Here is a 20,707-nt window from a genome sequence, read left to right on the forward strand (position 1 = left end):
GCGAAAGACCATTCCTGCCGGGCGACAAAACTAGAAGAAAACCCCGATCAATCTACAAAAAACAGTTTGGCCGTCGTCCGTTTAAACAGCTTCCACCAGCCCGCCTTCTCGATATCCGCAGGTGCCTTCAGCTCGAATTCCTTGAGCACCTTATCTCCCTGGTAGACGACCAGCTTGCCGACCGGCTGCCCCGCTCTGACCGGTGCTTTCACCGATTCCGGCACTACAACCTGATGCGTGATGCCTGCTGTGGAGGCTCCCTTTTTGACGAGGATATTGTAGGATTTATCCGCCTGAATCTCCAGCATGGACTGTTCGCCTTTCGTCACTTTAACCCGGCCGATAATCTCCCCGCTCTTGAACAGCGGCTGCATGGCGTACTGGGAGAAAGCATAGTCAAACATCGCTGACACTTCAGCATTCCGGGTCTTGGTGTTCGGCTCGCCCAATACGACTGCAATCAGGCGCAGCCCGTCCCGTTTGGCAGTTGCTGTCAGGCAGAATTTCGCCTCCGACGTATAGCCGGTCTTGAGCCCGTCAGCCCCGCTGTAGAACCGGACCAGCTTGTTGGTATTCACCAGCCAGAACGGCTTCTCGCTGTCCTTGCGGAGGTAATCCTGGTAAGCGCCTGTGTACTTCGTAATATAATCATGCTTGAGCAGCTCCCGGCTCATCACCGCAATGTCATGCGCGGAGGAGTAGTGGTCGGCCGTTGGCAGTCCATTTGGATTGGAAAAATGGGTGTCTGTCAGCCCCAGCTCCTGGGCCTTGTCATTCATCATTTTCACAAAACCGGCTTCCGTGCCCCCTATATGCTCCGCAATAGCCACCGAAGCGTCGTTGCCCGAGGCCATGGCGATGCCCTTCAGCAGCTCGTCAACCGTCATCTGCTCTCCGGGCTCCAGAAAGATCTGCGATCCGCCCATGGATGCCGCGTGTTCGCTGGTGGTCACTTTATCCGTCAGCTTCAGCGTGCCTTTATCCAGCGCTTCTGCCGTCAGCAGCATGGTCATAACTTTGGTGATGCTTGCCGGGGGAAGCTTCTTATGGCTGTCCTTCTCAAAAATAATAGTCCCTGTATCCGCGTCCATCAGAATGGCCGAAGCGGCATTTGAGCCAAGCCCTGCCGTCGCAGGGTCCTGTGACGGAGCTCCGGCCGGGGCGGCGCTGCCCGGTACCGCCAAACCGGCGAACAAGCAGAAGGCGAGCGTAGACATTAGCAACCTTTTCTTCAAGGGTACTCCTCCTTTAAATAGTGGCAACTCTCATTCTTCTAAGCTAGTATTCGCCAAAATGCTGGAAATTATTCGGATAACGGGCTTCGGCCAAGAAAAAAAGCCGCATCCGCTCTACACCTCAATAGCAAGGTGATGAACGGATGCGGCTTTGCTTGTTTGTAATAAATTCTGGCTTACATCTTGGGAATAACAGCAAGGACGAGTCCCAGGAACTTCTCCCGGACCATCTCTGTTGTCTCCATGACTTCGCCGTGTGACAGCGGCTGATCCAGAATACCCGCCGCCATATTGCTGATGCAGGAGATCCCCAGCACCTCAATGCCCGTGTGCCGGGCCACGATCACTTCGGATACTGTGGACATGCCTACTGCATCTACGCCAAGCGTCCGGAGCATCCGGATCTCGGCAGGCGTTTCATAGTTCGGTCCGAGCAGGCCGGCGTATACGCCTTCCTGAAGCGGGTAGCCCTTCTCCGCTGCAGCGCTCTTGGCCAGATCGCGGAGCCTGCGGCTGTACGCTTCGGACATGTCCGGGAACCGCGGCCCGAAGGCAGCCTCATTGCCGCCGATCAGCGGATTCCGGCCGGTCAGGTTCAGATGATCGGAGATCAGCATCAGGTCCCCAGGCTGGTAAGATGTGTTAACGCCCCCTGCTGCGTTGGTGACAAGCAGCTTGGATACGCCAAGCTCCTTCATGACGCGGACCGGGAAAGCCGTGATTTCAGGCGCGTAGCCTTCATACATGTGGAAACGCCCTTTCATCAGGATCACGTCCACCCCGCCGACGGTTCCGATCATCAGCTCGCCTGCATGTCCTTCGACAGTAGAACTGGGGAAGTGCGGAATATTTTCATACTGGATGGTTACTGCATCTTCAATATAATCGGCCAGAACGCCAAGTCCAGAGCCCAGTATGAGCCCAATCTGCGGAATCCGGTCCGTCTGTTTGCGGATAAAGGCGCAGGCTTCCTGCACCATCCCCTGGTTTAAGGTCAACATAATATTTAATCTCTCCTGTTCTCCAAGCAATTATTGCAGTTCTTTCAGGAAGCTTTCCCCAAGCCCGGTTCCCTGAATTCCGAAGTTATCCGCAATGGTCGCCGCCAAGTCCGCGTAGGTAGCGCGTACGCCGATGGTGCCCGATTGTTTCAGAGACGGCCCGTAGATCAATACCGGCACATATTCGCGGGTATGATCCGTTCCCGCATGGACAGGGTCGTTGCCATGGTCCGCCGTAATGACGAGCAGATCCTGCTCTCCCGTTGCGGCCATCAGCTCCGGTAAAGCACGGTCGAACACTTCAAGCGCTCCAGCATAGCCTTTTGGATCGCGGCGGTGGCCGTACAGGGAATCAAAGTCCACAAGATTTGTAAAAATCATCCCCGTAAACGGCTCCGGCAGCAGCTTCAGCGTCTCTTCGATTCCGTGTTCATTGCTCTTCGTCGGGTAGGAGCGGTTAATGCCTTCGCCGGAGAAGATGTCGTTGATCTTACCGACAGAAACCACTTCATAGCCGGCATTCTTGAGGCCGTTCAGAACCGTCGGCTCCGGCGGCTTGACCGCATAATCATGGCGGTTAGGCGTCCGCTTCCAATTGCCAGGCGTCCCCACAAACGGACGGGCAATCACGCGTCCTGCGGAGTGCTCCGGCTCTAAGGTTAAGCGGCGGGCAATCTCGCAGGCCCGGTACAGTTCGTCAAGCGGAATCACTTCCTCATGGGCCGCAATCTGGAACACGCTGTCTGCGGAGGTGTATACAATAAAGGCTCCTGTCTTCATGTGCTCTTCCCCAAGCTCGTCGAGGATTTCCGTGCCGGAGGCCGGCTTGTTCCCAATCGTCTTGCGGCCGGTCTCCTGCTCAAAGCGGGCCATCAGGTCGCGCGGGAAGCCGTCCGGATAAGTCTGGAACGGAGTCTCAATCTTCAGGCCCATCAGCTCCCAGTGTCCAGTCATTGTGTCTTTGCCTGCGGACACCTCGGCCATTTTGCCGTAATAGCCAAGCGGCTTGTCCACCGGCTCAACCGGAGGAATCGGCGCAATATTGCCAAGTCCGAGCTTGGCCAAATTCGGCAGCTGCGTCTCCGGATGGGTGCTCAAAATATGACCGAGCGTATGCGCTCCGGCATCACCGAATTCCGGTGCGTCAGGCAGCTCGCCGATCCCTACGCTGTCCATGACGATGACGCTTATTTTTCTAAAACGGGGTTGATGTTGTTGACTCATTAGGGTGTCACTCCTTCTGGTAGTTGCAAAAATTCATTACTCATAGTTATCTCTTTGTCAAATAGTTATCCCTTGTCAAATAGTAATCCCTTTCAAAGGGGCATAACATTCAGCCATCCGATTCCGACCGGGCGCCAGCTGACCGCGGATGGAACTTGTCATACACGGCTTTGATATTTGTGCCTGTACGGTTCAGATAAGCCTGTGTCGAAGAGATGTCCGCATGGCCCATCAGCTCCTGCACCGTTCTTAGATCCGCTCCGCCGCTCAGCAGGTGAGAAGCAAAGGAGGTTCTGAGCGTATGCGGCGTAATCTCGGCCTGAATGCCGGCCGCCTGACCATATTTCTTGATCGTCTTCCAGAACCCCTGACGGGTGATCCGCCCGCCGAGCCGGTTGGGAAACAGGACGGTTTCCTCCTGTCCCTGCAGCAGGGCAGGCCGGGCCTGTCCCAAATACTGCTCCAGCCACTCCCCTGTGCTCGCCGCAAAGGGAACGATGCGCTCATGGCTGGTCCCTCTTCCGCAGCGGACAAAACGCAGCCGCACGTCGACATCCTCCACATCAAGGCAGATCAGCTCTGATACGCGGATGCCCGTAGCATACAGCAGCTCCAGCATGGCCTTGTCACGCTGTCCAAGCAGCGTGGACGTGTCAGGCATGTCCAGCAAAGCCATGGTCTCGCTCAGCGACAAAGGTACCGGCGGCTTGCGCCTGGTTTTGGGCGACTCCAGATAGAGAAAGGGATCCTGGCGGATGACGGACTCCCGCTGCAGATGCTTAAAGAAGGCACGCAGCGATACGGAAGCACGGGTTACCGTTGAGGGAGCTTTGCCCTGCTCTTTAAGCATAGAGAAATAAAGCGACAAAACGGCTCTCGTCACCTGTTCGGGGTCAACAATTTGTTTCTCATCCAGATAGGCAGCAAACTGCTCCAGATCCCGCCTGTAAGAGGATAAGGTAGCTTCACTTAATCCCTTGCGTTCTTCCAGCTCCCGGATAAAGTCCCTGATCTGCTCCTCCATGTCCTTTCCGCTCCTCCCTGTAAAAGCTCCCTATTCACCAAGCCTGTAAAACAGCTTCAGCCGCTCCAGCATCTCCTCCTGCCCCTCCTGCTGAACCGCTGTGCTGCCAGCTTTGACCGCAGAGCCTTCCGGATACCGGTAAGGATCCGCCGGATATAACCAATGCTCCAATATGCCGAACCATTTGCTGAATACGTAGACCAGCATGACGAAGAGAATGAGAAACCGCAGTAAGCGAAACCATTTTCGAATGGAAATGACCATGACTCTCCCTCTTTCTTACCCTGTTTTGCACCTCTTTGAAAGAGAAGGCTATAGAAAGTATACAAGCGGGAAAGAAAGTTTATGTATGTTGACAGGCCGGCAGGATGACGGAGCGGCTGGTCTATTTTTGCAGTAAGTAATGATTTCGTAGTTAAAAAAGCTCTTGAGTCAAAAAAGCTTCTGATATAAAAAAGCTATTGAGTCAAAAAAGCTCTCCCGGTCTTAACCGTGAGAGCTTATTACCTCAGCTATCCATATAAGATTAAGAAGAAGTGCCTTCGTTGGTCTGATTATCCTGGTCTTTCTTCTTGCAGCGGTGGCAGATGCCGTGAAAATCTAGCCTGTGGTCAAGCACGGTGAAGTTGAATTCACGTTCAAGCTTCTCCTCCAGCGGCGTTAACCAGTCTTCACGAATTTCATCCATTGCTCCGCATTGCACGCATATTAGATGGTGATGGTGATGCTTCGACGTATCTGTGCGAAGATCATAACGGGCAACTCCGTCTCCGAAATTGATCTTCTCCACAACGTGAAGTTCGCTGAGCAGCTCAAGAGTACGGTAAACGGTAGCCAAACCGATTTCCGGCGCCTTGTCCTTAACGAGCATAAATACATCCTCGGCACTCAGATGGTCATCTTCATTCTCCAGCAAAACCCTTACCGTGGCTTCCCTCTGGGGCGTAAGCTTGTATCCGTGGGACTGCAGCTGCTGTTTAATTTTGTCGATCCGAGCTTCCATACTACCCCTCCCCCTCGGAAAAAGCCGAACCTCTGTGCATAATAATCGCTCTTATCATTATAGGGGGATATAAAGCGATAAGTCAAACATTTTGCAAGGGGGCATGGAGGTCTATGCCTGTCCCAGCATAGGGGAAACCCAGCTCATCATGACGGGTGAGACCCAGGTTTCAAAGCAGGCTACCGCGAGCAGAATCAGGGACATGGAGACGATCAGGCCCGTGTAGGACAGAAAGGGTTCGGTCAGCTTCCCCGGTCTGCTCAGCAGCACTCTGCTGCGGATAATGCCGATGGAGAACTTCACGGCCGCTGCGCTGCTGACCAGCAGCACCGGAATGACGATTAAATTATGGGGAGCAACCGAAACCAGGGCGAGCAGCAGGCCTTTCCAGCTGAATTGGCCGACCATGCAGCCTACGGTGAAGCCGATCAGCACTCCTTTTAGAAAATCCAGAATCAGGATGCCGGGCAGGCCAATTACGGATAAGCCAAACAGCCAGATCAGCCCCACCCACTTCAGCTGCAGCACCGCAATCGGCCAGAATGAAGCTTGCCCGTCCACAGCAGCGGGATCAAGACTGATAAAGAAATTGTTCAAGTATTTGGAGATATCCTCCTGCTGGTCAAGCGTCAGCGCATTTACCATGAGAGCGCCGAATACGACGCCCATTAACAGCAATACTGCAACGAAGGCGTACAGCGGCGTCTGGTCTTTTAGTGTTCGCTGGATCATTTGAAACATATGCCTTCTCCTCCCTTTGTACACAATCAGCTATTACAAGACTATGAAAAAGGAAGGCATGCTAGACCTCAGCCTGGTCAATCTGTCGTAATCACTTTCCCGTAAGTGCCGCCGCCCCCTGATTTGAGGCGGATGAGACCGGAGCGGGCTTCCGCGATCATCCGGGCAGGCGCGCTGCCAGCCACTTTCGCCAATTCCTCCTCCGGAACGCGGTGCAGGATATTCATTTCATGGCCAAAAGCAGCGATCAGCGCATCCAGCTTCCGCCGTCCGAGACCCGGAATGAACTCGAGCGGCACCTGGTAGTGGTATGGCGGGCGGTGTTCCGGTATATAAGGCTGCTCCCGGTCGGCAACAGAGCGGATGCGGTCCAGGACGCCGCGGACAATTTTGTGGCTGCCGCAGTAAGGACAGCGGGAGATCGTGTTCTCCGGCTCATCTACAATTTCGCCGCAATTTCCGCAGAACGTCCGGTGGTATTTGCCCAGCCTCGGATTGAGCCCGTAATTAGCCAGCACCTGGCGGCCGTCTTCCCGCCTGATCACCCTGCGAAACTCTTCAAAGGTCGGCTCGCGCATCAGCAGCTGATTATATTCCCGGCCGATCTTGCCCAGGGAATGCGCGTCCGAGTTCGTCAGGAAGGTCAGCCTGTCCAGCTCGCTGATCCACCCAGCCATCTCCGAATCGGCGCTGAGGCCAAGCTCCGCGGCATCAATAAGTGAAAGGTCCAGCACCTCGCTCATCCGGTCAGCCGCACTGCCGTAAATGCTTTTATGCGGTGTAAAGATATGAGCGGGGATGAGGAGTCCGCCTTGCCGGAGCACCTCCTCCTGCAGGGAGCGTGCCGGGGCATGAAGGCGCTGAGTGCTCAGGGTAATATTTTTCATGCGATGGGAGAGCCAAGCAGTAAAAGACTGCATCTCCTCCAGACTCGGCAGGAACACAAGCACATGGGCCGCGCCCTGTCCCGGCTCCCGGATTTCGATTTCACTGCCCAGCAGGATCGTTGTCTCTTTGTAGCGGATTCCGCCCCCTGCCAGCTCCTCCATTTCACCACTGGATAAAGCGGCTCTGATGTCCTCCTGGACACCTGGAACATGGCAGTCGATAATTCCGACCAGCTGGATTCCCTTCCGCTCAGCCGCTTCCCGCGCAATCCCGGCAAATGTCAAATCACGGCTGCCTGAAATCTTGACCGGCTGTCCGCCGCCCGTCCGGCCAATGTGAATATGCATATCCGCATAATAAGGAGTCAGGTTGTCTGTCATCAGCTTTGGTCAGCAGACGCTGCTCCAAACTGCCACAAATACACGGCCAGCAGCGTTTTGGCATCGGAGATCCGGCCTTCTGTGATATATTGGCGGGCTTCCTCCAGGGTCACTTTATAAATTTCAAGGAACTCGTCTTCATCCGGTGACACAGCCCCCTCCTTTAAATCCTCAGCGGCATACAAATGAATGATCTCGTCCGCGAAGCCGGGAGAGGTATAGAAGGAATGCAGCAGGCGGATGCTTCCGCACTTGAAGCCCGTTTCTTCCTCAAGCTCCCGTTTGGCAGCCTCCATCGGATCTTCGCCTTTCTCCAGCTTGCCTGCCGGAATTTCAAGCTCGCAGCGTCCCAGAGCCTGCCGGTACTGATCCACCAGCAGCAGCTTGCCCTCATGAACCGCCAGCACGGCTACAGCTCCCGGATGCTTAACGATTTCACGCTTACCGACAGATCCATCGGGGAGCTCAACGGTGTCCACCTGAACGTTAATGATCTTGCCCTGGAATACAGGCTCAGTAGACAGCCACTTTTCTTTCAAATGTTCGGATGAATTCGGATTCATAAGGTCATCTCCATTCGAGTTTAATTGCAAAGACAAGCACGCATATCCTATCCCTGTCTCTCATATCGTGTTAATACCACATTCAGCCAAGGGGGTATCATATTGATGAGAAGTTATTATGCCAAGGGACAGCTCCGCCTGACCGGAAAAGCGTGGCAGATACGCCATAAGCTCCGGCAGTGGCGCCGGGAAACGGATCAGGATATGCTGCTGGCGGACTGGATTGCCGTCCAGACTCTTGAGCGTCCAGGTTCCTGATCGATGATAAAAATCCTATAAAAGCCCGCTCCTGAACAGGGCGGGCCGCTGCCGCATTATGGACGAGCCATCGCGTCAGATTTAAAAGTTAACATCCTCATTAAGAGGATACTGCTGCAGTTTGTTTAATGATTTCAAGGACAAATAGGGCGGCTTTGCCGATATCCTCCGCTTTGATCTGCTCGGAGGTCGTATGGATGTGCTCGTAGCCGACAGCCAGATTGACGGTCGGAATCCCGTGTCCGTTAAACACGTTCGCGTCACTGCCGCCGCCGGACACAAAGGTACGGCCGGACAGCGAGACAGCCGCTGCCGCTTTCTTCGCCAACTGCACGACATCAGCGCTGTCCTCATGGCGGTAAGCCGGATAAACGATTTTACTTTCGACTTCCCCCCGGGCGCCATAATCACGGCATGCAGATTCTACTGCTTCTTTCATCTCTTCGACCTGCTTCTCGACTTTGGCTTGAACAACACTCCGGGCTTCCGCATAGAGCTTCACATAATCAGGAACGATGTTGGTAGCGCCGCCGCCTTCAAACTTCCCGATATTGGCAGTCGTTTCCTCGTCAATGCGTCCCAGATTCATACGGGAAATCGCCTTGCCTGCCACTTGAATGGCGCTGATCCCGTCCTCCGGATTAACGCCGGCATGAGCCGAGCGCCCGTAGATTTCAATTTCAAGCTTCGCCTGCGCCGGAGCAGCAATGCAGATGGCCCCAACCTCCCCGTTGGAATCCAGTGCGTAACCGAATTTGGCGTCCAGCAGTCCAGGATTCATTGCCCGGGAGCCGACCAGGCCGGACTCTTCGCCAACCGTAATCACAAACTGAACCTGACCGTGCGGGATATTATTCTCCTTAAGCACTTGAATCACTTCAAGAAGGGAGGCAAGCCCTGCCTTATCGTCTGAGCCCAGAATCGTTGTCCCGTCACTGCGAATCCAGCCGTCCTCAGTAATAACCGGTTTAATTCCCCTGCCCGGCATAACCGTATCCATATGGCATGTGAAGAATATCGGATCGGCAGCAGCCGCTCCATTAGCCGGAAGGGTTGCGATAAGATTACCGGCACCGTGGCCTGTTACCCCCTGCGTATCATCCTCTTCCACTTTCAGCCCTAAATCCTCAAACTTCTTCTTCAGCAAATCGGCAATTTGACGTTCCTGCCCTGTTTCGCTGTCCACCTGCACGAGTTCAAGAAACAGCTGAATCAGTCGCTCCTGCTTGATCACTTTACTTTCCCCGCTTTCTTGTTTACGATAAAATCAAGGACAAGTTATGTATTGCCCGAATTGTCTATTATTATAAAACATAAGGAGTACCGCTGCATGCCAAAAAAGACGATGAAAGTGTTTATCTACATCATGCTGATTGCGATCCTCGGTTCGGCGCTGATGGCATTTATCGAGCCGTTTATTTTTAATTAAGCCGTAAGCCGGTAAGCCGGCCCGTTCAAAATGACCGTTCGCCTGAACTTATTCTGAGCAAATTGCGTACAAAAGATAAAAGCGGAGCCTGATCCGTTTATCCGGACCACAGCTCCACTCTTCCTCCACATTTCCGCTGATGAACTCCACTTTTAATAAAGCTTTGTATTCTCAAGCGACATGCTTTCCAAATTGTCTTTCACCCGCTGCATAAAACGTCCGCAGATCACCCCGTCCAAAATACGGTGATCCAGCGACAGACACAGGTTCGCCATAGAGCGGACCGCGATCATGTCGTTAATGACAACCGGCTTCTTCACAATGGATTCAAAGGTCAGAATCGCCGCCTGCGGATAGTTGATAATCGGCTGAGACAAGATGGAACCGAATGAACCCGTATTGTTCACAGTAAAAGTCCCGCCCTGCATATCATCCAGCTTCAGCTTGCCTTCGCGTGTCTTGCGAGCCAGCTCCTCTACCTCGCGGGCAAGGCCGGCAATGTTCTTCTGGTCTGCCTTCTTGATTACCGGCGTCATGACGGAATCCTCTGTGCCTACAGCAAGCGAAATATTGATATCGCGCTTGACGATGATTTTGTCCACTGCCCAGACGGAATTCATGATCGGATAATCCTTGATCGCATTAACGACCGCTTTCAGCAGGAAAGCCAAATAGGTCAGATTGATGCCTTCCTTCCGGAAAAATTCATCCTTTAGCTTGTTGCGGAGCTGGACGAGATTCGTTACATCAACCTCGATCATCATCCAGCCGTGCGGAATTTCCGCCACGCTTTGGCGCATCCGGGTTGCAATGGTGTTACGGACCGGCGTCACGTCGATAAAATATTCGGACTGGCCGCCTTCCACTTCGATTGTTGGAATTTTCGGCGTCTCGGTTAAATGAAGTCCGGAATGCCGTACAGGCTCGGAGGCCGCCTGCTGCAACACACCTGAAGCCGGAATGAACGGCTGCGCCGGGGCAGCAGGCGTCATTGCGTTATTTGCGCCAGCCTGACCCGCAACCGAAGCTGAAGCCTGCACCTGCTGCGATGCACTTCCAGCATTGCCTGCAGCACCCGCGCCTCCGCGCTCAATAAATGCCAGCACATCTTTGCGGGTGATCCGGCCGCCCATTCCGGTTCCCTGAACCTGCCGCAGATCGATGCCGTGCTCTGCAGCAAGCGTCTGTACGGCCGGCGAATAGCGGGCACGCATACTTTGGTCTCCTTCTCCTGCTTGTCCAGCTGCATCTGCTGCGCCTGCTCCTTGGGAAGCTGCAGCAGCCGGGCTGCCCGCTGGTTCAGCTTCTGCCCCGCCAGAAGCGGCGGTTTCGATGACGCAGATCACCTCGCCAACGCTGATCGTTTCTCCTTCAGATGCGCGGAGCTCGCCCATAACTCCTTCAATCGTAGAAGGAATTTCGGCGTTTACTTTATCGGTGATGACTTCACAAATGGGTTCATAAGCCTCAACGGGATCGCCCGGCTTCTTGAGCCATTTGCCGATCGTGGCCGAAACAAGTGATTCAGCCAGCTGGGGCATGGTGACTTCGATAAGCTGTTTAGATGATGGCATGGGTTAACACTCCTGTCTGCAGAACCGGATCTGCCGCCTGGCAGTAATCCGGCCGCCTGCACTGGGTCTAGTTTGGAACTGTTCACTAACACTAACTGAAACTGGCTGTTACCTGACTAACAAATCACAGCCGCCAGAAGGCGGCTGTTACGGCTGTTACCGGTTAATACAAAGCAAGCTCCAGCATCGCTTCTTTCAGTTTGTCCTTGCTGAGCATAAAGAACTTCTCCATCGGCGGACTGATCGGCATTGCCGGAACATCCGGCCCGCACAGACGTTTGATCGGCGCATCAAGCTCAAACAGGCACTCTTCCGCAATCATGGCGGCAACCTCTCCGCCAACACCGCCGGTCTTATTGTCCTCATGTACGATCAGCACTTTGCCTGTCCGGCGAGCTGCCGCAATAATGGCTTCGCGGTCAAGCGGCTGAATGGTGCGCAGATCAAGAATGTGGGAGGTGATGCCTTGTTCAGCCTCGAGCTCCTCTGCGGCCTGCATCGCAAAATGAAGCGGCAGGCTGTACCCGATGACGGTAATGTCATCCCCTTCGCGCAGCAAATTGGCTTTGCCGATCGGCACGATATAATCGTCCTCCGGAACGTCTTCCTTGATCAGCTTGTAGCATTTCTTATTCTCGAAAAAGAGCACCGGATCCTCGTCGCGGATCGCGGCCTTCAGAAGTCCTTTGGCATCATATGCCGAGTACGGAGCCACAATCTTGAGTCCCGGCGTCCCAAAGAAGATGGATTCCGGGCACTGGGAATGGTACAGGCCGCCAAAGATCCCTCCGCCGATCGGGGCGCGGACAACGACCGGACAGCTCCAGTCATTATTGGAGCGATAGCGGATCTTGGCCGCTTCGCTGATAATCTGGTTCGTCGCCGGCAGCATAAAGTCCGAGTACTGCATTTCAGCGATCGGTCTCATGCCGTACATGGCCGCGCCAATGGCGACTCCGGCAATCGCGGATTCTGACAGCGGCGTGTCCATGACGCGGTCTTCGCCGAATTGCTCCTGCAGCCCTTTGGTCGTCGTAAACACGCCGCCCTTGAGACCCACATCCTCGCCGAGCACAAACACACGCTCGTCGCGTTCCATTTCTTCCTTCATCGCCAAACGAATGGCGTCGATATATTCCATTACCGGCATCTCTTATTCCTCCCTTTCATCGGCATACACATGCAGCAGCGTATCTTCCGGTTTCGGGAATGGAGCGCGGTCCGCATAATCAATCGCTTCTTTCAGCTGATCGGAAACTTCCTTCACATAAGCCTCTTCCTGCTCTTCCGACCACAGCCCGCAATCGATCAAATACTGCTTGAATTTTGGAATGCCGTCCTTCTTGCGGTATTCTTCGACCTCTTCCTTCGTGCGGTAAGCCAGATCGTTGTCCGATGTAGAATGCGGAGACAAACGGTACATCATGGCTTCAATGAGGGTCGGCCCCTCTCCGCGGACCGCACGTTCTCTTGCTTCCTTAACGGCGCGGTACACTTCGAGCGCATCGTTGCCGTCAACCCGGATACCGGGGAAGCCGTAGCCAAGGGCGCGGTCGCTCACTTTTCCGGCAAGCTGCTTGTGAATTGGAACAGAAATCGCATATTGATTATTCTCGCACATTATAATGACTGGTAGCTTATGCACCCCGGCAAAATTGGAGCCTTCATGGAAGTCGCCCTGGTTGCTGGAGCCTTCGCCAAATGTTACAAAGGACACGATATCCTTCTTCTGCATTTTGGCAGCAAGAGCGACGCCGACAGCATGCGGAACCTGTGTAGTTACAGGACTTGAGCCCGTCACGATCCGCAGCTTCTTGGAGCCGAAGTGGCCCGGCATCTGCCGCCCTCCGCTGTTCGGGTCCTCCGCTTTCGCGAAGGCGCACAGGAACAATTCTTTAAGCGTCATGCCTACCGACAATACAAATCCGTAATCCCGGTAATAAGGCAGGAAATAGTCCTGTTCACGGTCGAGCGCAAACGCGGAAGCGACCTGTGCAACCTCCTGGCCGATGCCAGAAACGTGGAAATTGATCTTACCTGCGCGCTGCAGCAGCAACATCCGTTCATCGTATTTGCGTGCGAGCAGCATATATTTATACATTTCGACGGCTTTCAGGTCTGAAAGCCCAAGCTGCTCATGTTTAGGTCTTTGCTCCAAAGCTGATTTAGCATTCATTAAGGGAGTTGCCTCCATTTCATTTTGGCTGTCCGATCTTAGCAACCAAGTTTTATAACCTGGTACTAAGACTTGGGTTAACCCTATTATAATCCCATTCTGTACAAAAAGAAAACATTACTTCTTTGTCATTACATTCCCAAGGAAAGCCCATCCACTGCAAGCGCTGCTTCGCCCATAATTTCCGCCAAAGTTGGATGCGCATGTACAGTGTGCGCAATCTCCCAAGGTGAAGCATCCAGCACCTGGGCCAGCGCCGCTTCGCCGATCAGGTCGGTCACATGCGGACCAATCATATGAACGCCAAGCAGATCCCCCGTGCTTTCGTCGGCAATAAGCTTAACAAACCCGTCTTTCTCGCCGTACACCAGAGCTTTGCCGATCGCGGAGAACGGGAATTTGCCTACTTTCAGCTTATAACCCTTGCCCGCGGCTTCCTGCTCGGTCATACCGACAGAAGCAACCTCCGGACGGGTATAGACACAGCGCGGCGTATGCAGGGGATTTGATTTCACCCCGGATGGGGCGCCTGCCAGATGCTCAGCGGCTGTGACTCCTTCGTGGCTGGCAGCATGTGCAAGCTGAAGTCCGCCGATGCAGTCACCAATCGCATAAATATGCGGTTCCGTGGTCTGCATGCTGTCGTTGACGCGGATGAAGCCGTCCTTGAGGGCGATATCTGTATTTTCCAGGCCGATACCCTCAACGTTTGCCTGCCGGCCAATGGAGAGAAGCAGCTTCTCGGCTGACAGCTCCGTTTCCTTGTCTCCGATTACCGCTTGAATCGTTATATTTCCCTCATTTTTATGAAGCGTCTCCGGCTTGATCCGGGCGTTAGTCAGCACTTTGATGCCTCTGCGCTCCAGCAGTCTGTTCAGCTCTTTAGCAATATCCTTGTCTTCATTGGGCAGCAGCTGCGGCGCCGCTTCCACTACAGTAACGCTGACGCCGAAATCATGCAGCATGGAAGCCCACTCCACGCCGATTACGCCGCCGCCGACGATCAGAATCGACGCAGGCAGATCCTTTAATTCAAGTGCTTCGTCGCTGCTTAAAATATGCGTCCCGTCCGGCTCAAGACCCGGAAGCAGCCGCGGACGTGAACCTGTAGCAATAATTAAATTGGCAGGTACAATGGTTTCCATCTCCCCGTCCGCCAGTTCAACAGCCAGCGCGCCGCTTTTAGGTGAAAAAATAGACGGACCGATGATGCGTCCACGGCCCTGAATGACTCTAATTTTGTGCTTCTTCATCAGATACTGAACACCTTTATGAAGCTGCTCTACAATGGCCGTTTTGCGCGCCTGCACTTTCGGAAAGGCTAACTGTACGCCCTCCGTCTCAATTCCGTAGCTTTCGCTTTCTTTCATTTGGGCGAACAGCTCTGCACTCCGCAGCAGGCTCTTGCTTGGAATGCACCCTTTATGGAGGCAGGTCCCCCCAAGCTTGTCCTGTTCAACTACAATAACCTCTTTGCCTAACTGGGCTGCCCGGATCGCTGCTATGTATCCTCCCGTTCCGCCTCCTAAAACTGCAACATCACAAGTAATTGACATGCTTGTCTCCTCCGTTATCTCTTATTCATATAATGCATCCCGCAGTTTGGTAGACATCTTTGGTCCTTTGGCCCGCTGGGCCAAAAGCGCCTTTCTAAGCCTCTGATTCTCAGCTGCCAGGGCCTGAACCTCCTGCTGCAGCTTCAGAATGAGCTGCTTGGCAGCTTCATCCCATTCAGGTTGAACCTCGTACAGCTCCTCACAGGACTTAGTGTTCTTCTCACGGGATGTTGTTGTCAACTCGTTCTCGGATGATTCCATGTGTTCCTGCACCTTCTCCGGTCAATTGATCAGCTTGGAATTTCCAAGCGATCTCACGCTATTTTTATGCCACAACCCTACTGTACAGGCTCTAAGCAACTCTTGCAAATCCCGGGAGATCTGCATTTGCTCTCTGTGCTTTGGAATTATATAATCTGTAAGTGTGTGTTATGAGAAACAGTTAAGCAATTATTTTCAGAGCAGGGAGTCAAACTATGAAATATGATATTATTCTCCGGTTTATCGCGGCCGTCGGCTTTTTTACCTTTGTACCTTTTAGCCAGGACTATCCTTGGGCGATGACCTTATTTACTGCAGCCGGCATCTTCTGCGCAGTTTCAGCAATGTCCAAGATTATTAAACCCCGCTGAAGCAGCCAAACTTTCTTTCATTCAATAAAAAAAACAAACAAAAACGCCTTCTCCGGCTGAACCGGACAAGGCGTTTTGCTGTACCATCAAACCATCAGCTAGTGATTTCTTTAGCACTGGAAGAATCCCGTTCAACAAAATACTTGTTGGTCATATAGTGCGCCTGGCCTTTCGGCGTTTCTATAAGACCTTTCTTCATATCCAGGAATACGATTTCATTGCATTCACTGCAGTACCATTTCGTTCTCTTGAGCGGCGAGTTTGTCAAATAGGAGGCCCCACATTTACATTCTACTTTTATCAATAACTCACTTTTCTTATAGGCACTGGAAAGCTGCTGGTTCAGATTGGAAGCTGACGGAGCCTGCACTGGCATCAGAGTCTCTTGATAGCTGGAATACTTGTTATGTACCTTAAAATCGGCGACCAAACCGGGGTTCAGACCAAAAAACTCCTGTCCGATTTCGGTGACGAATTTATTGTTGTTTTTATAGCACTCCATCCACGTCTTGATCTGCTCTGGCGACAAAGGAACGGTTCCTTTGATACCGCTGTTCAAGGTGTATGTCATGATGTAAAGCGTATCATTCTGCTTGTTCAATTGCTGCTAGCCTCCTTATATCTTAAGATACTGTAGATTATTATGAATTATTCAAAACAAATATACAAACCTTCCAGATCACTGTTTAAAAATAATTTCATATAATGCGTCACGAAAAGTTACAAAAATACCACTTTTTCACGATTTTGTATGGAACCATGAAAAAGTGGTACTAGGCCTCTATCTAATGTTAGCCAGTTTTAAATGCTCGCTCAATGCTCCTTACCCTTTCACGACACTTTATGCTCAATCCTCAGCTTGTCAGCCACCATGGCGATAAACTCAGAATTCGTCGGCTTCGACTTGCTGATGTTGATGGTATAGCCGAACAAATGGCTGATCGAATCGATGTTGCCGCGTGTCCATGCCACTTCTATCGCATGGCGAATGGCACGTTCGACCCGTGAAGGAGTGGTTTTGAATTTCTCGGCGATAGCAGGATACAGCGTTTTGGTAATCGCGCCGAGAATTTCAATATTGTTATAAACCATAGTAATGGCTTCACGCAGATATTGATAACCTTTGATGTGAGCAGGTACACCGATTTCATGAATAATTGAAGTAATGTTCGCATCCAAATTTTTGCCTTTGGCAATCGGCACAACATTGCTGGATTTCACGAACAACGACGATGCCGGCGCATTACCCGTAGTCAAAGACTGAACATTTACCAGCTGCCGGATGCGGCTTGCCAGCACGTCCATGTCAAACGGCTTCAAAATATAATACGAGGCGCCCAGCTGAACAGCGCGCTGTGTAATATTTTCCTGGCCGAAAGCAGTCAGCATAATGACCTTAGGCTGCGGGTTTAAATTCATTTCACGCAATCGTTCGAGTACACCAAGTCCGTCAAGATGAGGCATAATGATGTCCAGAATCAATACATCAGGCAATTTGCCGCCTTGCTCGATTGCCTGGAGAACTTCTTCACCATTGTAAGCAATCCCCGAAACGACCATATCGTCCTGTTCGGCAATGTATTCCGCTAATAAATTTGTGAACTCACGATTATCATCCGCCAACAATACCTCTATCTTCTGCAAGACTTTATTCCTCCTTAGGTTGTGTGAATAGTTCTGTATGTTTTTTCCTCTGGACATATAGTTTCGACACCGATGACGGAATCCCTTCTGTCGAAAATTATTTTTCTTTATTTTTTTTCAGGGCTAGGCTATAATAAATTATTTATTTACATAAATATTCTTTTTTCGTTTGGATTCGACATAAACAAAAAAACAATCTTAAGGGGTCAACCCGCCTTAAGATTGTTCTCTTTGTCCGAAGAGATTGAAATTCCTGCATCCTGCAGCATCCACTCAATAAAACATCCGTAGCCGGATTTAGGATCATTCACAAAGACATGCGTTACCGCACCGATCAATTTACCGTTCTGCATAATCGGGCTTCCGCTCATTCCTTGTACAATGCCGCCGGTCTTACTAATCAGGTTCGGGTCCGTAATGCGGATGACCATTCCCTTTGTTTCCGGAGTATGCTGTTTCGCGACATGAACGATTTCTACTTTAAAACGCTCCACCTGTTGACCATTCACCACGGTCAAAATTTCGGCAGGCCCTTCCTTCACTTCTTCGGCAAAAGCGACCGGAACCGGTTCTCCGTACAAGCTATGGTCTGGATTTTTATCCATTTTCCCGAAGATACCGAAACTGGTGTTTCGTTCGATTGTTCCGAGCTGTTTGCCTTCCTTCACAAAAATCGCCCGCTTCTCGCCCGGTTCGCCGTTCTCGCTTCTGGAAATGGAGGTCACGCTGGATTGGACAACCTGACCGCTGCCAACGACGATCGGAGTTTGGGTATTCATATCAGTAATGACATGGCCTAAAGCTCCATAAACACCCTGCTTGGGGGCATAAAACGTTAATGTTCCTACTCCTGCTGCTGAATCCCGGATATACAGACCTAAGCGCCATACACCGTCTTTGGCGTCATAACCGGGCTTGAGCCTGGTGGTCTTGACTTCGCTTCCCCTCTTAAAGGTAACTTCCAGAGGTTTGTTGCTGCTGCCCGCCTTCTCCACGATTTCAGAAACTTCTTTGGCGTCCTTCAGCTTAATTCCGTTCAAATGGGTAATCAAATCGCCGAGCTTCAAACCGGCTTGTTCGCCGGGCGAAACCTTACCGCTGCTTTCATTAATCTGATGATGGCCAACAACTAAGATCCCGTCTGATTTCACCTTCACACCAATCGTTTGTCCGCCGGGAATCACCTTCAGCTCAGGCACAACTTTCACTTTGACCGTCTTGTATGGCAGCTTCCCGAATAATTTGAGCTTCAGATCGGCTGCTCCGCTCGTTAACGAAACGACTTTAAGGGATTGCCCCGGTCCGATCTTCGTTTGGAGCGAAGAGGAACCATCCATGGCGACAATGCCCGGGCGGTCAACTGAAACTTGAGTCTGAACAGGAAGAACCCCGGAAACCTTGGCGGCTTGACCCTCAAACATACGCAGCTCGCTTGTCATTAAAGGATATTTTGCAGCTGCAGTACTGCCAATCAAACATAAAAAGAATGCAACAAAAAGACCGAGAATCCTTTGCTTTTGGTTACGGTTCAATGGCTGTCACGCTCCCTCTGCTTCTTTCGCCTGACGAAAAGGTGGTCGCCAATCGCGTAACTATAAGATACCCCCGGCCTGATGTTTTATTACTGTTAATCATTAACCTTAACTTTAAAAATACCCTTTTGAGCCTGCGCCAGATTTAGCATTTCTTGAGCATGATGAAGGGTTTTCTCCGTAATTTCAACCCCTCCCAGCATGCGGGCGAGCTCTTTGATGCGCCCTTCCTGATTCAATGGCTCCACTACCGTCATCGTCCGCCCGTCGATAACCGTCTTCTCAATCAGGAATTGGTTATCCGCCATGCAGGCAACCTGAGGCAGGTGCGTAATGGAGAACACTTGACAGGAGGACGACAGTTTATAAAGCTTCTCTGCAATAGACTGAGCCGCACGGCCGCTCACGCCTGTATCGACCTCGTCGAAGATCAGCACTGGAACCTGGTCATGACGGGCGAAAATGCTCTTGAGCGCAAGCATGATCCGCGACAATTCGCCGCCTGAAGCGATCTTGCCAAGAGGGCGAAGCGGTTCGCCCGGGTTAGGAGAAATGAGGAATTCCGCTGTATCCAGGCCATTCTTGCCTAGCCTGATCCGGCTTCCTTTGTATTCAACACCGGAAGCGTCCTCGGACATGCCGAATTCAACCTTTAACGAGGTACGCTGCATCTGCAGATCCTTCAGCTCCCCTTCGATCTGCTTCGCCAGATCGGCTGCACAGCCCTTGCGCGCTTCGCTTAGGGCTTCAGCTTTGGACAGCACCTGTTCGAGTAAGATTTGACGTTTGGCCTCCAGCTGCTCCAAAATTTCATCCTTATTCTCCAGCGTCTCCGTTTCCTTACGGATCTTATCGTAGTAATTTAACACGGCTTCAATGGAGTCACCATATTTGCGGCGCAAGCCGGAGATATCATCCAGCCGGTCTTCGACCTCCCGCAGCCGTTCCGGATTAAACTCCAGGTTGTCTCTGTAATCCCTCAGTCCGAACGCCGCATCCTCCAGCTGATAATATGCGTTACGGAGCTGCTCAACGATCGGGCTTATCGTCTTCGGATCGTACTCGGAAATATCCTCCATCCGAGACAGCGCAGCCGCAATTACGTCGAGCCCTTTGGTTCCGTACAGCTGCTCGTACGCTCCGGCAACAGCATCCATCATTTTCTCGCTATGGGATAGCTTGAGCTTTTCTTCTGTCAGTAATTCGTCCTCGCCGATTTGAAGCTTCGCGGCAGCAATTTCCTCCAGCTGAAAACGATACATGTCAAGCTGCTGGAGCATCTTCTGGCTGGTGCTGCGGAGCTCGTTCCATTCCCGGTTTGTCTTAACAAATTCACTGTAGGTCTCCTGGTAGCTGGACTTTAAAGAAACGATTAATGGGCCGCCGTAAGCATCTAGGAGATCCAAATGACGCTCTGGACGCAGCAAGGTCTGATGCTCATGCTGTCCATGTATATTAATGAGGCGTTCACCAATTTCGCGCAGCATGGTCAAATTCACCAGCTGGCCGTTTATACGTGACGTACTCTTGCCCTGCAGGCTGATGTCCCGCCGGATAATGAGAAGCTCCCCGGGATCTCCGTTCAGCCCAAATTCCTTCATCTTGCCCCATACTGGATGTTCTGCAGGAAGATCAAACGCTGCTTCCATCTCTGCCTTCTCGCAGCCGTACCGGATCAAATCTGCTGATCCCCTGGCACCGGCAATCAGACCTAAAGCATCAATAATAATCGATTTGCCGGCACCGGTCTCCCCTGTAAGCACAAGAAATCCACGGTCAAAGGTAATATCAACAGCTTCAACAACTGCCAAATTGCGGATAGACAAAGAAAAAAGCACGCCAAACCC

General features: G+C 52.1%; 22 protein-coding genes. 3 read left to right on the top strand and 19 right to left on the bottom strand.

All coding sequences use genetic code 11. From position 1 onward, the window contains the following. Window positions 1–47 precede the first annotated feature (47 nt). The 9 genes from FCN15_RS00590 to FCN15_RS00630 form a co-directional block, all read right to left on the bottom strand. On the bottom strand, window positions 48–1,235 hold the full coding sequence (locus tag FCN15_RS00590; protein ID WP_238996445.1) for a D-alanyl-D-alanine carboxypeptidase family protein: 1,188 nt from the start codon (window positions 1,233–1,235) through the stop codon (window positions 48–50). Between the two features lie 176 nt (window positions 1,236–1,411). Next, the gene (locus tag FCN15_RS00595; protein ID WP_138493007.1) at window positions 1,412–2,236 is read right to left on the bottom strand and encodes a purine-nucleoside phosphorylase; all 825 of its coding nucleotides are present in this window, start codon (window positions 2,234–2,236) and stop codon (window positions 1,412–1,414) included. Window positions 2,237–2,266: 30 nt separating this feature from the next. Further along, complete coding sequence (gene deoB / locus FCN15_RS00600) at window positions 2,267–3,460, bottom strand: phosphopentomutase (RefSeq protein WP_138493008.1); 1,194 nt, start codon at window positions 3,458–3,460, stop codon at window positions 2,267–2,269. A 109-nt stretch (window positions 3,461–3,569) separates the two neighbouring features. Beyond that, window positions 3,570–4,484 carry a site-specific tyrosine recombinase gene (locus tag FCN15_RS00605; RefSeq protein WP_138493009.1) on the bottom strand — a complete coding sequence of 305 codons (915 nt, stop codon included), beginning with the start codon at window positions 4,482–4,484 and terminating at the stop codon, window positions 3,570–3,572. 30 nt (window positions 4,485–4,514) lie between these two features. Beyond that, window positions 4,515–4,748, bottom strand: coding sequence for a DUF4227 family protein (locus FCN15_RS00610; protein ID WP_138493010.1), 234 nt, complete (start codon window positions 4,746–4,748; stop codon window positions 4,515–4,517). Between the two features lie 262 nt (window positions 4,749–5,010). Beyond that, on the bottom strand, window positions 5,011–5,487 hold the full coding sequence (gene fur, locus FCN15_RS00615) for a ferric iron uptake transcriptional regulator (protein WP_138493011.1): 477 nt from the start codon (window positions 5,485–5,487) through the stop codon (window positions 5,011–5,013). A gap of 111 nt (window positions 5,488–5,598) precedes the next feature. Further along, entirely contained in the window at window positions 5,599–6,228 is a 630-nt protein-coding gene (spoIIM, locus tag FCN15_RS00620) for a stage II sporulation protein M (RefSeq protein WP_138493012.1), read from the bottom strand. A 77-nt stretch (window positions 6,229–6,305) separates the two neighbouring features. Then, entirely contained in the window at window positions 6,306–7,496 is a 1,191-nt protein-coding gene (locus FCN15_RS00625) for an endonuclease Q family protein (protein WP_138493013.1), read from the bottom strand. After that, window positions 7,496–8,059 carry an NUDIX hydrolase gene (locus FCN15_RS00630; RefSeq protein WP_138493014.1) on the bottom strand — a complete coding sequence of 188 codons (564 nt, stop codon included), beginning with the start codon at window positions 8,057–8,059 and terminating at the stop codon, window positions 7,496–7,498. Before FCN15_RS00630 ends, FCN15_RS00625 begins: the two co-directional genes overlap by 1 nt. Window positions 8,060–8,164: 105 nt before the next feature. Here FCN15_RS00630 and mciZ point away from each other — a divergent pair, with 105 nt between their 5' ends. Next, window positions 8,165–8,317, top strand: coding sequence for a Z-ring formation inhibitor MciZ (mciZ, locus tag FCN15_RS00635; RefSeq protein WP_138493406.1), 153 nt, complete (start codon window positions 8,165–8,167; stop codon window positions 8,315–8,317). A gap of 100 nt (window positions 8,318–8,417) precedes the next feature. Here mciZ and FCN15_RS00640 read toward each other — a convergent pair whose 3' ends face one another. Then, window positions 8,418–9,551, bottom strand: coding sequence for a M20/M25/M40 family metallo-hydrolase (locus tag FCN15_RS00640; RefSeq protein WP_138493015.1), 1,134 nt, complete (start codon window positions 9,549–9,551; stop codon window positions 8,418–8,420). 96 nt (window positions 9,552–9,647) lie between these two features. Here FCN15_RS00640 and prli42 point away from each other — a divergent pair, with 96 nt between their 5' ends. Next, window positions 9,648–9,746 (top strand): stressosome-associated protein Prli42, encoded by a 99-nt coding sequence (gene prli42, locus FCN15_RS00645; protein WP_138493016.1) that lies wholly within the window; start codon window positions 9,648–9,650, stop codon window positions 9,744–9,746. 152 nt (window positions 9,747–9,898) lie between these two features. Here the strand turns inward: prli42 and FCN15_RS00650 are convergent, their stop codons facing one another. The 5 genes from FCN15_RS00650 to FCN15_RS00670 form a co-directional block, all read right to left on the bottom strand. Next, window positions 9,899–11,320: a dihydrolipoamide acetyltransferase family protein gene (locus tag FCN15_RS00650; RefSeq protein WP_138493017.1), complete on the bottom strand. Its 1,422-nt coding sequence runs from the start codon at window positions 11,318–11,320 to the stop codon at window positions 9,899–9,901. A gap of 163 nt (window positions 11,321–11,483) precedes the next feature. Then, window positions 11,484–12,470, bottom strand: coding sequence for an alpha-ketoacid dehydrogenase subunit beta (locus FCN15_RS00655; protein WP_138493018.1), 987 nt, complete (start codon window positions 12,468–12,470; stop codon window positions 11,484–11,486). 3 nt (window positions 12,471–12,473) lie between these two features. Next, on the bottom strand, window positions 12,474–13,496 hold the full coding sequence (locus FCN15_RS00660; RefSeq protein WP_138493019.1) for a thiamine pyrophosphate-dependent dehydrogenase E1 component subunit alpha: 1,023 nt from the start codon (window positions 13,494–13,496) through the stop codon (window positions 12,474–12,476). A gap of 131 nt (window positions 13,497–13,627) precedes the next feature. Next, window positions 13,628–15,052, bottom strand: a complete 1,425-nt coding sequence (gene lpdA, locus FCN15_RS00665; protein WP_138493020.1) for a dihydrolipoyl dehydrogenase — start codon at window positions 15,050–15,052, stop codon at window positions 13,628–13,630. A gap of 21 nt (window positions 15,053–15,073) precedes the next feature. After that, window positions 15,074–15,292: a hypothetical protein gene (locus FCN15_RS00670; protein ID WP_162515254.1), complete on the bottom strand. Its 219-nt coding sequence runs from the start codon at window positions 15,290–15,292 to the stop codon at window positions 15,074–15,076. A gap of 236 nt (window positions 15,293–15,528) precedes the next feature. Between FCN15_RS00670 and FCN15_RS19095 the strand changes: the two genes are divergently transcribed. Then, entirely contained in the window at window positions 15,529–15,684 is a 156-nt protein-coding gene (locus tag FCN15_RS19095) for a hypothetical protein (RefSeq protein ID WP_162515257.1), read from the top strand. A gap of 94 nt (window positions 15,685–15,778) precedes the next feature. Here FCN15_RS19095 and FCN15_RS00675 read toward each other — a convergent pair whose 3' ends face one another. The 4 genes from FCN15_RS00675 to recN form a co-directional block, all read right to left on the bottom strand. Continuing rightward, window positions 15,779–16,255, bottom strand: coding sequence for a hypothetical protein (locus FCN15_RS00675; protein ID WP_138493407.1), 477 nt, complete (start codon window positions 16,253–16,255; stop codon window positions 15,779–15,781). A gap of 260 nt (window positions 16,256–16,515) precedes the next feature. Continuing rightward, window positions 16,516–17,328, bottom strand: coding sequence for a sporulation transcription factor Spo0A (spo0A, locus tag FCN15_RS00680; protein ID WP_138493022.1), 813 nt, complete (start codon window positions 17,326–17,328; stop codon window positions 16,516–16,518). 206 nt (window positions 17,329–17,534) lie between these two features. After that, window positions 17,535–18,860 carry a SpoIVB peptidase gene (spoIVB, locus tag FCN15_RS00685; protein WP_138493023.1) on the bottom strand — a complete coding sequence of 442 codons (1,326 nt, stop codon included), beginning with the start codon at window positions 18,858–18,860 and terminating at the stop codon, window positions 17,535–17,537. Window positions 18,861–18,955: 95 nt separating this feature from the next. After that, a complete protein-coding gene (gene recN, locus FCN15_RS00690; RefSeq protein ID WP_138493024.1) occupies window positions 18,956–20,698 on the bottom strand; it encodes a DNA repair protein RecN in 1,743 nt (580 codons plus the stop codon). Window positions 20,699–20,707: the final 9 nt, after the last annotated feature.

The sequence above is a fragment of the Paenibacillus pinistramenti genome (genome assembly GCF_005869875.1).
Lineage (GTDB): Bacteria > Bacillota > Bacilli > Paenibacillales > Paenibacillaceae > Fontibacillus > Fontibacillus pinistramenti.

Coding starts and splice junctions, on each gene's coding strand:
- FCN15_RS00610 (WP_138493010.1), bottom strand. CDS start 4,748: ATGGTCATTTCCATTCGAAAATGGTTTCGCTTACTGCGGTTTCTCATT.
- lpdA (WP_138493020.1), bottom strand. CDS start 15,052: ATGTCAATTACTTGTGATGTTGCAGTTTTAGGAGGCGGAACGGGAGGA.
- FCN15_RS00675 (WP_138493407.1), bottom strand. CDS start 16,255: ATGACATACACCTTGAACAGCGGTATCAAAGGAACCGTTCCTTTGTCG.
- FCN15_RS00595 (WP_138493007.1), bottom strand. CDS start 2,236: ATGTTGACCTTAAACCAGGGGATGGTGCAGGAAGCCTGCGCCTTTATC.
- FCN15_RS00605 (WP_138493009.1), bottom strand. CDS start 4,484: ATGGAGGAGCAGATCAGGGACTTTATCCGGGAGCTGGAAGAACGCAAG.
- FCN15_RS00625 (WP_138493013.1), bottom strand. CDS start 7,496: ATGACAGACAACCTGACTCCTTATTATGCGGATATGCATATTCACATT.
- FCN15_RS00655 (WP_138493018.1), bottom strand. CDS start 12,470: ATGCCGGTAATGGAATATATCGACGCCATTCGTTTGGCGATGAAGGAA.
- prli42 (WP_138493016.1), top strand. CDS start 9,648: ATGCCAAAAAAGACGATGAAAGTGTTTATCTACATCATGCTGATTGCG.
- spoIIM (WP_138493012.1), bottom strand. CDS start 6,228: ATGTTTCAAATGATCCAGCGAACACTAAAAGACCAGACGCCGCTGTAC.
- fur (WP_138493011.1), bottom strand. CDS start 5,487: ATGGAAGCTCGGATCGACAAAATTAAACAGCAGCTGCAGTCCCACGGA.
- FCN15_RS00650 (WP_138493017.1), bottom strand. CDS start 11,320: ATGCCATCATCTAAACAGCTTATCGAAGTCACCATGCCCCAGCTGGCT.
- deoB (WP_138493008.1), bottom strand. CDS start 3,460: ATGAGTCAACAACATCAACCCCGTTTTAGAAAAATAAGCGTCATCGTC.
- FCN15_RS00630 (WP_138493014.1), bottom strand. CDS start 8,059: ATGAATCCGAATTCATCCGAACATTTGAAAGAAAAGTGGCTGTCTACT.
- FCN15_RS00660 (WP_138493019.1), bottom strand. CDS start 13,496: ATGAATGCTAAATCAGCTTTGGAGCAAAGACCTAAACATGAGCAGCTT.
- FCN15_RS19095 (WP_162515257.1), top strand. CDS start 15,529: ATGAAATATGATATTATTCTCCGGTTTATCGCGGCCGTCGGCTTTTTT.
- mciZ (WP_138493406.1), top strand. CDS start 8,165: ATGAGAAGTTATTATGCCAAGGGACAGCTCCGCCTGACCGGAAAAGCG.